Here is a 14,274-nt window from a genome sequence, read left to right on the forward strand (position 1 = left end):
TCCTTACGAAGCTAAAAATTCTGTTTTTGCAAAGATTCTTCGAAGTATAAAAGGGAAAGTTTCGGAGACATTTTCTTTGAGTTTCTCCATCAACTTCTTTAAGTTCCATCCAGCCGCTGCCATTAACGCTTTGTTGGATATAAAGTACATTCTGTTTTCATCGGGTGACAGAAAGGGGTCATTCAAACTGTACTTATCGTGAGATAGCAATATTTTAGGAGTGCTCCAATTTTCACCTTCCAGCCTCGTGTATCGTATTTCGGCCTTTCCATTGACATCCACTCCATAATAGAATTCAGTTGCGTCTTTATTGAAAACCGAACCGAATTCGGATTCATCCGCTTTTGAAATGAGTTCTGGCGCAAAAACCTTTGGTGTTGATGTAGGTGGGGATTGCCCTAAATATTTTAAATTTCCCCAAGAACAGTTTGCACTACTTAATATTAAGCCAATTAAGGAATAACAACATATAATCAGTATATATGACTTCATCTTTTTCATTCCATACCAAATTTGCCAGTTATTCTTTCTAATATTTTTTTAGAATTATAACCTACTCCTTCTTTAAAAACAGTTTCCACATTTTTTATGGTGCTTGCATCGTTTTCTAAATTTCCATTTAGGATAACAAAATCAGCTCTTTTGCCTACTTGAATGGTTCCAATATCCTGACGTTTTAATGCTTTTGATCCGTTACCCGTCATAATCTGAATGGCTTCCTCTGTTGAAAAACCAGCTTCAATAAGTAGTTCGTAATTTCTTTGGTCGCCAAAACCCGGAAGCACATGTCTGCCAGCATCAACACCTGCACATAACAAACCGCCCATTTTATAAAATTGATATTCGAACTCCATGATGCGTTTTAATCTGTTATTTCTTATACTATCATTCATTTGTTTATCAAAACTTGCTCTTCTTTCTTTGTATTGATCTTGTAAAAAAGGCGACATTGCTTTTATAGTTCTTTTATCTGCAAAGGCTCTGTTAGGTATGCTGGCTTCAAAAACAGATAATGTGGAGGTTAAAAAGACCTTGTTATCTATCATTAACTGTTGTAGTCGTTTTACCTCTGGACTGTCAATAATGAGTTCATCCATATACTCACGCCCACCATTACACTGTCCATAATCTTTATTGGTTCTAAAATCACTTGTGCTGTTTAAGCCATGTTCGATTGCATCTATTCCTAGCTTTGTAGCTTCTTCAAAGGTTATTGAACATAAATGTCCTCTTACTTTTGCTTGATTATTATGGGCAACTTCGATGATTGTTTTTAAATCATCTGGATTTGTATTGCGATAGACTTTAAACCATTTTACATCTTGGTCTAACCAATGTTGCATGGTATCTTTAAGATGTTTAGTATCTCTTGGAATAATCATATTAGGATTACCACCTTGTCCTGTTATAAAAGGCGCACTAGGGATGATTTCGGGTCCAACTTGTTTAGCATCTTTTATTCGTTTTGACAGTTCCAATTCATTATAAGGTGATGCCGCGCCACAAGTCTGTATGGTTGTGACCCCAGAAGCTAAATATAATTTAGCAGCTACGTCACCAACATCAGGAAATCTAGGAATATGTAAGTGGTTGTGCATGCCTACTATTCCTGGAATGATTGTTTTCTCTTTTAGGTTAATAGTTTTAGCATTGCGAGGAATTTTAATATCAGCACTATTACCCACCTCTTTGAAAATGCCATTTTCAATGATTACTGTTTGATTTTGTTTTATAGCTTTACCTGTTCCATCCACTATCGTGGCATTGGTAAATGCCATAAAATCTTCGTGGTATTTTATGTATGGTCTTAAGCTGTCTGATAGTTTGATAATTTGATTTTCATTGTTTTGTTTATCTACAAATTTTTTATTTTCTGTAGTGTTTTTACAGCTCAAAAAACAAAAAATGAAGGGCAGTATATAGTAGAGATAAGATGAATTGGTTAATGACATAAGTTTCAGTTAATTTTTTGATTTTAGTTTTTCTAAAATTTTTGCTCCATTGGTATTTGTTGTGTCTATTTCAACAGACATTTTATAATTTTCAATAGCTAGTTCTTTCTTACCTGCTTTCATGTAAGCTTCCCATAAACTATCATAAACATTTCCAGAATTTGGAAACGAGATGACATTTAGTTTAAAAACCTCTATAGGTTCATTAATTTTACCAGCTTGTAATAAACTATAGCTATGGTATTCATTTCATTTTCTTTAAGAGAGTAATATCCTTTTCTTTCTCAAAATGTTTTAGTCCATCCTCTATCCCTTTATCATTTATGATTTCAGACAGGGTATTTGCCATTGACACTGTTTTTATGTCATACTATTTTGCTTAAAACAATATCTTTAAAAAGCGTTCATAGGCTTCTTAATTGGTTCTTCTTCCATAAATCCCTTTCGTTTTTTAAAGACCCAGCTCATCCATCCGCACTTTTTCATATCTACTGTCTTCTGCCGGATACCTTAGTTGATCTTCATATTTTCCAGAGTCTTTAGCTAAAGCCCAAATTAAGCTTTCTCCTGCATGATTAGGGGTTTGTTCAAAAATAGGGTCTTTAAAAGCCTCATCGGCTGAAATGACATTCCAACCTTTTGATTTAAACATGGCGATAAGGTCATCTAAGAAAAGTGCCGCTGCAAGGTTATGATGAAGAAGTAGCGTATGGTTGATATGTCGACCAGTAAGCTTGAGCGATAAGTTTTCATAGTAGTTAGCACGTTGAAATATGTGCTCCAGATAGAAATCCTTGAAAGCTTCAATATCAGCCTGTGGGTTTTGATTTAGTCGTTTTCTTAATCGACTGTCTATATACCAGTCCGACCCATCAATTGTAACATGTCCATTTTTGTACCCATAGTATTTCATGATTTGCCGAATACTATCTACTTCAGTTGTAGTGTTTCCTTCCTTTAAATACGGGAACCTGAATAATTTGGTGTAGTTACTAAAGGAATTAATCAGCGAGTCAGCTCTTAAAAGTTCGGTTCGAAAATCTTCAGCATTTATTTCTTCTTTGTTAAAGTTTGGATGAGAATAAGTGTGGTTAGCAATTAGGTGGCCTTTATCATTCCATGTTTCTAAAAGATGCCTTCCTTTATCAGTAGATTTTCCTTCGGTTTTAACAAAAAATACCGCCTTGATTTTTGCATCATCCAAAGCACTCAGAATCATATCATTCCATTCTTCAAACTCGTAGTTGGCACGTTTTGACAGACTGCCATCATCGAAAGTAAAGCTTATAGTTGGCTGAGCAACTGAAATTAATGAAGTAAAAAATGCTAAGGTTAAAATTATGTATTTCATGGTACGGGTTATGAAAGGTAATAATAGTGTAATGAGAATGATAGTTTTGATTGATTTTGTTTTCATTTTGATTTTTACAGTTTGAATACTTTTTTTGAACTTTTATAAGTTGACATTTACATTTTGTTAAACGACTTATACGTTAACTTTCTCCAGAGAAATTCTAATGGTCCTTGTTTGTAATATCGCAACCAAATAATCGTGCAAGTGATTTGAATAGCCCAAATTGTTACAACAAAACCTAGCAGTTCAAATCTTGAAAAGCTATTGTGCAATCCAAAGCCATAGCCATAAAACAGAATTCCTAAAATGATACTTTGGAATATGTAATTGGATAAAGCCGTCCTACCTATTTTGGTAAACACTTTAAACCTTACATTCCTTTGTAAGTACTTCTGATAAATCCCATTTAATACTAATATATACCCAACACCCAATATTTCCTTTGGAATCGTAAACAATAATGCTTTGAAGGTGTTGAGGTTAGGAATATGGTCTTCGTATGTCCAATGGTAATAGCGCATGTAGTTTATCACCAAACCTACAACCAAGACTAAAACAGTAATAGCCCAATAATATTTCCATACCCTATAATCAGAAAAAATACCAGCTCTGAATAATATCATCCCCAAAATCATTACTATTAAAGACGATAGCATTAAAGATTGATAATAGAACTCCCCTTTATGAACCTTATGATTTTCATAAGAGCTTATAACACCTTGCCAATAGGTAGGTTTTGGAATCTCAACTTCTTCTGAAAGGTTAGGTGACTTTTTAGTATATCTGTTTTCCCAGAAAGCGATTAATGTATTGTCTTTATCTGTTCTTTTAGCTTCTTCTTTATTTAAAGCCTCTGTATAATTTGAATATGTCTCCTGTCTTTTTGAAACACTCTCGTACGATTTTATAAATAAAAAGGAAGCTACAAACAAAACAATCAGCACTAGATTTCTAATTTTCATAGAACGAAATGGAAGCAAAAACAGACCACAAATAGCATAATGATATAATATATCACCATCCCAAATAAAATAAGCGTGAATGACCCCTATAACAAACAACCATAACAACCTTCTTGCATATATGTCCATAGCTTTTAAACCATGAACTTTTTGTTGGATACGCTCCGTAAAAATCACAAAGCCAACACCAAAAAGTAAGGCGAACATGGTGTAAAATTTGCCTTGTGTTAAAAAATACACCCAAAAGCGTGTATGGTGATCTGTAGCACTTTCATAACCATATTGCCATGAACTCCATGGATTGGCATACACAAAGGACTCTATATTTATAAACAAAATTCCAAGAATGGCAATCCCCCTTAAAAAATCTAACGATGGTATGCGCTCTGAAACTGTTGTAGGTGTGATGATGTTGCTCATATTTTTTGTTACAAAAGGCTCATAATACTTTGGTGTCATTTGATATTTCAAGATTTATTCCAGTATTTTTTAATCAATTTATGATGTGAGTTAGAATTGCATAGAACAATATAGTGTTTTATACACTGCTTGCCCAAAAATAAGCAGAGACACCCATAATCTGGATAAATATTAGATAAATTCATTGAGATTCTGATAGATGTGCAAGTGGTTTATAAAACTATGTTGAACTGAGCCGTTGCCCACTGTCTGCTATGGGCATAGTTATGGCCAGCTTTCTACCTCTTTAAGGTATTTTGAAGTGAAGTTCTTGATTTTTACACGCGTTGACCAAAATTTCATGCCATTTTGTTAATAATTGAGCATAGTATACCCTGCCGAACCACTATCAGCATTTTCTAAAGGATATTTCACGATGTCAAGGAACGTTTCATTTAGTAAGTATCACCCCGGATCTATGTGGAGCCTGACCATCATCTTACCTTTTTTACATTTAGGACATATATCTGGATCTTTTCCCGTGACCACCCTGAGTACCTCCTTTGCAGTTAGTCCTGCCAAGAGTGACGTAAACCCCGACCTACCCATCAGTTCTGCACACATGTCCTTGAGTTTTTTATTGACTGGGGAAAGCAGCCCATAATACCGCACCTTATAAAAACCTTTTGGTAATATATGCCGCATGAACCGCGCAATAAATTCATCAGCCTCAAGTGTCATCCAACCCTGTCTACTAGATTTGCGGTAATCTTTCCATCTAAAGGTTACTTTTCCATTTCCCATTGCTAATAGTCTGCTGTTACAGATGGCGACACGATGGGTATATTTGCCCAGATAACCCACTACAGACCTTGGGCCTGCTAGTGGCCTTTTGGCATATACATTCCAGTTCTTTTCATATATCTTCTTTTTCAAATCAACTTTGTCTATCAGATCATCAGAGAGTTTTATCTTTTCCTTTGAAAGATACTTACAGATCCATTCCCAAAAGATACCCCTGAATACCTTGGAAAGCACTTTGACTGGCGCAAGATAATCCTTGGCATCTTTCCATTCCATTCCGTCATCGGTGATACCCCCTGCAGGCACCAGCAGATGTACATGAGGATGGTAGGTTAACGATTGACCCCATGTATGCAATACGGACACTGCACCTGTTCTGGCACCAAGATAATCCTTGGCATGGCAGTTACATTCTTTACCGCTTGCCACGAGGATTTCATCAACATGTCATAACACACCCGTTGATTGATATAGAACAGCTTATGGAGACTTTGGGGAATAGTAAAGACCACATGAAAATAACTGCATGCTGGTAAATTAGCCTGGAGTTTATCCACCCATTGCAATTGCTTGGCATACTGGCATTTGTTGCAATGCCGATTTCTGCAAGAATTATAAGCATTCCTGTGGTAGGTACAATGATCGCAACCTTCCACATGACCACCCATCGCCACTGTCCTACAATCACGGATGGCATGATAGGCCTTTAACTGATCCGGACATAACATGTGCGAGAAAAGGAAATCTTCACCGTACCTACGGAAGATATCGGACAACTCGAGTCCTTGTCGCCTGTTCACATTTTCTGATACAGTGCTCATAGCTCATCAAATGGACTTTTTACCCTACTATCCGTCATGGTTACATGTAGGTATACCATGGTGGTCTTTAAAGACTTATGCCCCAGTAATTGCTGTAATATCTTCAGGTTGGTGCCTTGTTCTAACATGTGTGTGGCAAAGGTATGACGAAGGATATGGGTTCCGATTTCTTTTTCGATTCCCGCACGTCTAGCAGCTCTTTTTAATATCTTCCTCACTGAACTAGCTGAATATTTCAAACCTGGCCTACCCATCCCCTCGAAAAGGTATTTGGTCGGTTTGGGATAAGCATGGCGGTAATACTCACGTAACAACTCAAGGGTCTTTTTCGATAATATAGTCTCTCTATCTTTGTTTCCCTTGCCCTGCCTTACTCGTATTACCATGCGGTCGGCATCTATGTCAGTTGGGTATAATGATAGGAGTTCGCTCATCCTTATCCCACTGGAATAGAGTACTGCCACTAGTGCCCTGTGTTTAGGATTGCTTATCATAGACAACAAACGCTTCACTTCTTCCCTTGATAATATTACTGGGAGCATCCGCGCTCTTCGAGGTCTATGTAAACGTAGGCCATCTTCCCAGTTTTCTCCGAGTACATCGCGTCTCAATATGCGTAGGGCACTTATTGTTTGGGAAACCCCGTTTGATTGATAAATGAACTGGAAAGACCTTGCTTTTCTTTGCAATGATACAGATAATGTTTGATCTCCTCTAGGTTCAATAGCTCGGGTGATCTATTGTAGAACCCACCAATCTTGGTGAGCATACACTGATAGGTATAGATGGTATGTGGACTATAACTACGATAGGTGAGTTCTTGGATGAACCTTTCTCTTAAGGGACTGACTTTTTTTTCATGATGATTACTTTAAGTTAAAAACTCAATTTAATCATTATTGGAATCCCACCGACTGCAAGGAGGTTTAGTTCAACATTTGTGTAACGCCCACATGCGCGTTATTTCTCTTATCTCAAACATCCAAATTATCCAGTGGACTCGCAATGCCATCTACACCTTTTTTAGTAATATTGTCAATTTCTATCAGGCTAAAAATTACTTTTCCTTTCAAACCAACTCCAACACAAAACTTTCAGGCACTATTACCATCAGTTTATTAAATGCAATTGTTGATTTTAACGCATCTTTTTGTGTGTCTTTGTTGATTTTCATAAATACATTTCCAGGGAGAATAAAACCTGCTATTTGGGTCTAATTACAAATCCGCTATAGAGACAAAAAGATAGTATTTACTTGGGAATTACATATATCCCTATATATTTTTTTCATCAAACTAACTTAAGCTACCATTTTTAGGCTATTTTGCTTCTCGATTGTTTGACTAAACTTTATCTTTTTCTTTACAAGAAATTGATTATCAGTAATATGACTTGTATTTATTCAAATCCCTCCGGCTCTATAACCCAAATGCAAAAAATCAAATTTGAGTTTAAACAACTGAGCAAGTTGTATAAAAAAGCACATAATGTGCCTTTATGTAAAATGTACCCTTATATTGCCGTAAGTCAAGCATTCCTGATAATCTTTTTTTGTCATATGCTCAGTTAATGGTAACCAAGTGATTTCTAATAAGAGTTCAGAAGAATAATAATCAATTCTGACAAAAGAATTTTTAAAAACACAAATACTTAAATTTGACATGGCTAAATGGTATACGATATTGCCGTTTTAGTTATTAAACTTGGCAGTCTATTAAAAATAGGAATAAGAATGGAGTCAAAGCAGAACTCCGATTATTATGCAACAGTCCTTTTATAGATTTTCTATTTGAAAGTTTCCTTAACAAGATAGAGTGTCTTTCAAGTTATATTTGAATAATTAAAAAGAAAAACAAAAAACAGTTACTCAAAGAGACAACTGTTTTCCCTTTACAAATACAAATAATCAACAAACCTAATTTTTTACAACTTTAATAGTTGATGACTGATCGATTGTAGACACTTTCACAAAATAAATACCTGATTGAAGGCTCGCTACATCGATTGTATATTTTGTATTTAAAGCATCACTTGCATGCTGCTTTTTCATTGCTATCTTTCCTTCGGCATTAATAATGGATATATTTATTTTTGTACCTACAGCATTATTTACTGAAAGCTGTAATTTATCTTGAAGTGTATTAGGAAAGGCTATTACAGATAACTCATCTTGCCTTTCTATTCTAACCTTTACTACTCTTGAATAGAATATGGAGTTGTCTTTATCAATCTGCTTGAGTCTGTAATAGTATAATCCATTTAAGTTCTCATCTACAAATGAATAAGAAGTATTTGTTTGTGTATTTTGATTTCCTTTTACAAAACCAATTGATTCAAAGTTGTATCCATCCCCACTTCGTTGAATTTCAAAACCCTTATTGTTTGTCTCTGAAGCAGTTTGCCAAGAAAGAAGGGCATTTTTTTGGTTTTTAACGGTAGCATTAAAGCTGATTAGTTGTACAGGTAGTAATTCATTTTGCTCATGTAAATACATAGATGAAAAGCTTGGTACTGTGAATTCCACATAATGCCTTTCCGTTTTAAAACCATTCGATTGAGCTTGAGACGTTAAAAATGTCTCATTAGCTGTACCTGGGGCATCTCCATCATATTTGGCAATGGTATATTCCATGGTATTCTCCTGTGAAGTATTTGTAGAATTCGTTTCTGCTACTTGATAGCTAGTTTCATCATTAATTAATACATCATAATTACTACCACTTCTTTTTCTTTTTAAAGTAGTTCGTTCATTTTCGGTAAAATATAACCTCACCTTAGCTGCTTGTCCATTAAACTGAGGTGTAATTTTATAATTACGTTGCATATAATGTTCTCCATTATGACTTTTAACATCATCATCTATTCGTACTTCGGCAGTAATTACACCTAAGTTATTGCCTAAATCATTGATGCTGGCAATCATGTTTCCTTCTTCATCTAGAATATGATAAAAGGCATTAAACCCATTTAAAATGCATGTCCCCTGTTTACCCGCATTAGCTAATTCCTCAGGAGTAAAGGTTGGGGTAGTTACTATTATCGATTTACTGCATCCATATTGAGATATTACATCAATTTGAACTGTTGAGTTATTATCAATTAGAAATATAGAATCATTTGAGTAAGCATGTTCAGGCATATTTGAAAGCTTGTATTGGTAATTTCCACCACCACCAATAGCTTGTACATAAACCTGTGTTTTATTGGTGCCAATCGGCTGCCTTACACTTGAGACGGCTTTCCCGTAATGGAGAGCATAGTATCAAGAAAATACTGAAAGAGTTGTGCCAAGAAGGAGCTGAACTGTCTAATTCAGCAGTTTTTAGGATTGTGAAAAAACTCTCATTGCAAAACGATAATGAAGTTGTAGAAGAGGGTATTTATCTGAATTATAGTAATTGTTAAGTGAATAGATTGAAGAACATAAAAAGGTAAATGTATGGTAGAGCCAGCTTTAATTCCGACAATTTACTCAAAATACGAGTTTTGAACTCCTCTTGAAATGATACCACTAAAAGTGAGGATGATCCGGATCATTCCATTTTAACTGGCGCTATTTGATCCTAAATAGCCAAGTAGCATCTCCAAAATCAGTTTTCTGTCGAATAACAGCTCCATTTTTACCTCAATATCATCTTTTGCAATTTTCATTATGATTTTATTTAAAGTTATTTTGTGTGAAATTATTCTTATAAAATGTTAATTTGCTATTTCGATATTAACTAACTTAAGCATGTTGTATTTTTTATGAACTTATATGGCGACTAAGAAATATTTCTTAAAGTGATAATGAATACTATACAATCATACTATCTTAGGAACATCATCCAACATTTTTTTAGTAACGTACATCGCAGAAACTTGGGAATAAATAGTTTTCTATCTAGGAATTAAGATCTTTGATATGCCAAGAAAAAAAACTTCTTCGAGAAGTATAATTAACAGTTGTTATTAGTAGGTGTAACTATTTCTCTCCTTTTATTAGTCTTAGAAAATGATATATCAGTAATGAGATGTTTGAAAATAACATTCATGTAAAATGCCTACTCTGAATGACCCAATAAAAGTCTTTGAATATCTAACATACTTGTCAATTGTAAGTTTTTTTGAATGTAATCTATTATGACATCTTACAAAATCCCCATTACAATTCCTAACCCACTGGTGACATACAATACAAATAGCAATAATATGCTACTATCAGTTCCTGTATTAAGAGTTATAAATGGCACTAAGTATAAAAAAAGTTTTTACTATCATATTGCAATTCCTATTTTTTCATTTTAAATAATCACCTAACCTTGTTTGTAAGGTGTTTGCAAAATCAATATTCTTGGTTTTTTTATAAATTTTAAATATTTGATAATGATGATGTTTAAATAGCTCTTTGCTCTTGATGTTTTCTTCTTAGTTTTTGTTTAGTAGGTCTGTAATTCGGCAAAAAGCAATTCAAGTTCTTCTCTAGTTTTATTAAGTTTAGCAGAAAGTTTATCTAGCATACACTCTCTTTGCCCATCCATAAAGTCGAAATCCTTATCACATAAAATAGGAAATCTCCTTTTAAGCATAACCTTTTGTTCTCTCCAACTTCTTAATATTCTCATATAAATTTGTTACAAATAATGTCTTATTAAAACCTAATATTGATTCTATAGAGTTTTTTTTATTCATTCCTGAAATCAATTAAAACTCTATAAAACCCAAGAAAACTTGTGTTCAATAAAGATCGGTATTTTACTAATAGAATATGTTACATATTAAATTAAACAAATTACATGCTTCACACTTTGTAAATAATAATTATTGTTGTTAGCTTTCAGCATTAATATTTCTATTCGAAATACCTTTCTTAATTCTACAAATATTAAACAGGTTTTATTTCTTGTAACATTTACTTAATCATGTATCATATGACACAAATGTTTATGCTTTTTTAAGCAAAAAATTTTAAAATTGATATAAAACACCAAATTTTATTTGGATAAAATCAAACATTTGATATATCCTTCCAGGTAATGACTGCATAGTTAAATCATTGCTATGGAAAATTAGAAATAGAGGAATAATACAAATATTACTTTTTTTATGTAAAGCATTATCCATTAAAATTCTCAACCTTTGGGCATGTGTTAAAAACTTAACTCATGATAAATATAGATTGACTGGAATGCTAATTTCTAAAACTTCTGGCTAGTGATACCTACTAGCTATTTATAAAAAAAAGCCTGATTTTTCTAATCAAGCTTTTTTTTATAAATAGCTTATTGGAAACACATTGTTTGGAATTGACAAAATTTCAAATATCTCTCTCTTATGAAATTTTCTTTTTAAAAAAAGATTATAACTGCGAAAAACAGTCTCTTTAATCTAATAGAAAACTAGTGCATAGTGACTTATGAAGAATTTTTTTCTAAGAAAGAAATCACTTTTCTATAACAAAAATAAATATTTCGAATACTGTTAAAATAAATGAAATGTAAACTGTATCTAATTTAAAAAGCTGATGATAGAAATTATGGTATAATTTACCAATGAAACCTAAAGGATATGAATCGTAATAAGCATAACTATATTTTTTTATTTTTCTGTATCGTAAAACACCTCTGGTAATACACACTAACAAAATATTCGCTAAAAAAAAACTTAGTGTTATTTGTACCATTATCAACATTGTTTTTAAAAATAAAACTATCATTCTATTTAATTATCTAACATTTTGATAACTAAAATAGACAGCATTAATGCTTATATAAAATGGTAAATAATTTAAGAATAGCTCATTTTGATGAATTTCATTTAAAATTCTGTATAGTAAAAATATACATCAACAAAATTTGTTGATTGCTACAATTTCACAAAAATTATTACAAATTTTTTCTATAAAGTAATCAACCTAAAACAATAGATTGTTTAATAAACACTCATTATTTAAAGGTTTTTATCATCTTTCGAAAATAACTCTCTTTCGAAAAAAACCAATTCTTTTCGATTAGGTTCATCAGGAAATTTACAGTAATAGATCTTTTTTGTATAGCGTCTCACAATTAGCTTTAAAGACGTATCTTTTTTTGAAAAGACTACATCGCCTTCCTTAAATTTGTTATCTATTTCGATTTTCATTTTTATCATAAAAACATTGTAAAAATCAATCTGTCAAATGTAATCTTTCACAAAGCCTAAAGTATTACATATCTATTTTAAGAGTTATAGAAATCATAGATATCTATTGGGGTGAGACTTTATTTAAATAGTAATGAAGATTTAGCTTATATTAAACTAGATGAGAAGTTGAACCTACACCCACCAGATCTGTTTATGGCTCAACCTTTTATTGTTTCAGATGTATACTTTGTTTTTTTGTTCTTATGACATATAAACTTACCAAGTTACAACATACTGAATAAAGTAATCTAAAATTAAAACTTACTGTATTTCATCTTCTAAAGCATGCAGACGTACAATCTCATGTTGCGTTTCATTAGCAATTAATAGGTGTCCTTGTGCGGCTATTATATTTTGTGCAGCTTGGATATTTTGTCCCACTTCATAGAGACTTGCCGCTTCAAGATGATATTTTGCAGCTTTATCTAAATGATTAGCTATTTTTCTATGGTGTTCAGTTATTATCTTATCTGAATTATATGATTTTTTGTCTTTATGCATCATCTCAAATATAGCCATCTTTAAAACAGCCTGTTTAAATTACTAAAATTAGCTTCAATGAAAATTAAAGGTTATCTACTAAAAAAATATAAATTACATAAATGCAACAAATTGATAATAAAAAGCCTTAAATTTTTAAACATGTACTATCAAATTCAAAAAAAAATCCTATCTATATCTAAACATTAAGTCTGAATATAAGTAGGAAAAATGTTAAGCATATAGTTAGTTTATAAAAAATCTTGTGATGCTTTCATTGTTATATGTTATTTAATCTTCATGCCTCTTATCTTTTCGCTTAGCTGCCTTAATGGCTCTTTTTTCTTTTAAGCTTTTTTGAGGTTGGGTTTTACCATTTTTGGCTTTACCTTCTTTTTGTTTAGACATATTCATTAAGTTTTAATGAAATAATATTGTAGTTACACCAAATGTATGTATTCTTATTAATGAATGCTTTACATTGTAATATTATACTATTACATATATCATAGATCGTCTAAATTATTTCTACGTTTTTTCTTCATTGCTTTAAAAAATGAAGGTGTTAAACCAGTTATCTTTTTAAATTGATTAGATAAATGAGCTACACTACTGTAATTAAGTCTGTAAGAAATTTCTGAAAGGGTGAGTTCATTATATAAAAGTAATTCCTTTACTTTTTCTATTTTGTGTAGAATGATAAATTGCTGAATCGTAATTCCCTTTACTTCTGAAAAAGTATTAGCTAAATAGGTATAATCATAATTTAATTTTTCACTAATAAAATCTGAATAATTCCCTTTGGGTAATTCATCTGAATAGTGAACCATTTCTATTACTATATTTTTTATTTTTTCAACTAGAATACTCTTTTTATCATCTAGTAACTCTAAGCCTGATTTAAGTAAATTTATTTTTAATTTATCATATTGATGTTTTGATATATTTTCCAATATTTCTACTACACCTAAATCAAGTACAACATAATGCAAACCCAATTTTTCCAATTCTGCTTTTACCATCATCTTACATCTTAAGCTCACCATATATTTTATGTATAGCATCATATTTCTTAAACAAATTAATTGTTAATATATATCCTAAAGCAAAAAACATTTGCTTACTACTTTAATGTATCTTCAGCTTTTCGTAGTATAGTTAAAAAATATAGCTTTTTCTGATTCGTATTAATTAATTTTCAAAAAAGACATTAGCTATTTTCACTAGTGTAATTAATACATTCTCGGAAAATGTTTTGTAATGCTATAAAAATTTAGATACTTCTATAGAATGAAATTTCAGAAAGATATCTGCGAATACACAACTATGTAATCTGGCGT

The 14,274-nt window shown here is 32.3% G+C and carries 10 protein-coding genes and 2 pseudogenes; all 12 read right to left on the bottom strand.

Annotation, left to right across the window (positions count from 1 at the left end; translation table 11 throughout):
- Positions 1-3 precede the first annotated feature (3 nt).
- The 12 genes and pseudogenes from OQ292_RS23925 to OQ292_RS23980 all read right to left on the bottom strand — a co-directional run bounded on the left by OQ292_RS23925 (position 4) and on the right by OQ292_RS23980 (position 14,001).
- Complete coding sequence (locus OQ292_RS23925; RefSeq protein WP_284686520.1) at positions 4-501, bottom strand: hypothetical protein; 498 nt, start codon at positions 499-501, stop codon at positions 4-6.
- Positions 498-1,895: an amidohydrolase family protein gene (locus tag OQ292_RS23930; RefSeq protein WP_284686521.1), complete on the bottom strand. Its 1,398-nt coding sequence runs from the start codon at positions 1,893-1,895 to the stop codon at positions 498-500. The genes OQ292_RS23925 and OQ292_RS23930 overlap by 4 nt, the downstream gene beginning before the upstream one ends.
- Positions 1,896-2,403: 508 nt before the next feature.
- The gene (locus OQ292_RS23935; protein WP_284686522.1) at positions 2,404-3,369 is read right to left on the bottom strand and encodes a polysaccharide deacetylase family protein; all 966 of its coding nucleotides are present in this window, start codon (positions 3,367-3,369) and stop codon (positions 2,404-2,406) included.
- A 50-nt stretch (positions 3,370-3,419) separates the two neighbouring features.
- Complete coding sequence (locus OQ292_RS23940; RefSeq protein ID WP_284686523.1) at positions 3,420-4,727, bottom strand: DUF418 domain-containing protein; 1,308 nt, start codon at positions 4,725-4,727, stop codon at positions 3,420-3,422.
- A gap of 405 nt (positions 4,728-5,132) precedes the next feature.
- Positions 5,133-6,292 (bottom strand): annotated as a pseudogene (locus OQ292_RS23945) (IS91 family transposase).
- Positions 6,289-6,834 carry a phage lytic cycle repressor MrpR family protein gene (locus tag OQ292_RS23955; RefSeq protein ID WP_284686524.1) on the bottom strand — a complete coding sequence of 182 codons (546 nt, stop codon included), beginning with the start codon at positions 6,832-6,834 and terminating at the stop codon, positions 6,289-6,291. The pseudogene OQ292_RS23945 and the gene OQ292_RS23955 overlap by 4 nt, the downstream one beginning before the upstream one ends.
- Before the next feature lie 83 nt (positions 6,835-6,917).
- Positions 6,918-7,121: pseudogene (locus OQ292_RS41170) on the bottom strand (phage integrase N-terminal SAM-like domain-containing protein); the annotation flags it as partial.
- A 1,086-nt stretch (positions 7,122-8,207) separates the two neighbouring features.
- Positions 8,208-9,431, bottom strand: coding sequence for a T9SS type A sorting domain-containing protein (locus OQ292_RS23960; RefSeq protein WP_284686525.1), 1,224 nt, complete (start codon positions 9,429-9,431; stop codon positions 8,208-8,210).
- Between the two features lie 1,279 nt (positions 9,432-10,710).
- Positions 10,711-10,896: a hypothetical protein gene (locus OQ292_RS23965; protein ID WP_284686526.1), complete on the bottom strand. Its 186-nt coding sequence runs from the start codon at positions 10,894-10,896 to the stop codon at positions 10,711-10,713.
- 1,324 nt (positions 10,897-12,220) lie between these two features.
- Positions 12,221-12,412: a hypothetical protein gene (locus OQ292_RS23970; RefSeq protein ID WP_284686527.1), complete on the bottom strand. Its 192-nt coding sequence runs from the start codon at positions 12,410-12,412 to the stop codon at positions 12,221-12,223.
- A gap of 303 nt (positions 12,413-12,715) precedes the next feature.
- The gene (locus OQ292_RS23975; RefSeq protein ID WP_284686528.1) at positions 12,716-12,973 is read right to left on the bottom strand and encodes a hypothetical protein; all 258 of its coding nucleotides are present in this window, start codon (positions 12,971-12,973) and stop codon (positions 12,716-12,718) included.
- A gap of 467 nt (positions 12,974-13,440) precedes the next feature.
- Complete coding sequence (locus tag OQ292_RS23980; RefSeq protein WP_284686529.1) at positions 13,441-14,001, bottom strand: helix-turn-helix domain-containing protein; 561 nt, start codon at positions 13,999-14,001, stop codon at positions 13,441-13,443.
- Positions 14,002-14,274: the final 273 nt, after the last annotated feature.

It is taken from the genome of Chondrinema litorale, assembly GCF_026250525.1.
GTDB classification, from domain to species: Bacteria; Bacteroidota; Bacteroidia; order Cytophagales; family Flammeovirgaceae; genus Chondrinema; species Chondrinema litorale.

Excerpts from the sequence above, each read along its gene's own strand:
- OQ292_RS23925 (WP_284686520.1), bottom strand. The coding sequence starts at position 501 with ATGAAAAAGATGAAGTCATATATACTGATTATATGTTGTTATTCCTTA.
- OQ292_RS23935 (WP_284686522.1), bottom strand. The coding sequence starts at position 3,369 with ATGAAAACAAAATCAATCAAAACTATCATTCTCATTACACTATTATTA.
- OQ292_RS23940 (WP_284686523.1), bottom strand. The coding sequence starts at position 4,727 with ATGACACCAAAGTATTATGAGCCTTTTGTAACAAAAAATATGAGCAAC.
- OQ292_RS23955 (WP_284686524.1), bottom strand. The coding sequence starts at position 6,834 with ATGCTCCCAGTAATATTATCAAGGGAAGAAGTGAAGCGTTTGTTGTCT.
- OQ292_RS23960 (WP_284686525.1), bottom strand. The coding sequence starts at position 9,431 with ATGCCTGAACATGCTTACTCAAATGATTCTATATTTCTAATTGATAAT.
- OQ292_RS23965 (WP_284686526.1), bottom strand. The coding sequence starts at position 10,896 with ATGAGAATATTAAGAAGTTGGAGAGAACAAAAGGTTATGCTTAAAAGG.
- OQ292_RS23970 (WP_284686527.1), bottom strand. The coding sequence starts at position 12,412 with ATGAAAATCGAAATAGATAACAAATTTAAGGAAGGCGATGTAGTCTTT.
- OQ292_RS23975 (WP_284686528.1), bottom strand. The coding sequence starts at position 12,973 with ATGGCTATATTTGAGATGATGCATAAAGACAAAAAATCATATAATTCA.
- OQ292_RS23980 (WP_284686529.1), bottom strand. The coding sequence starts at position 14,001 with ATGATGCTATACATAAAATATATGGTGAGCTTAAGATGTAAGATGATG.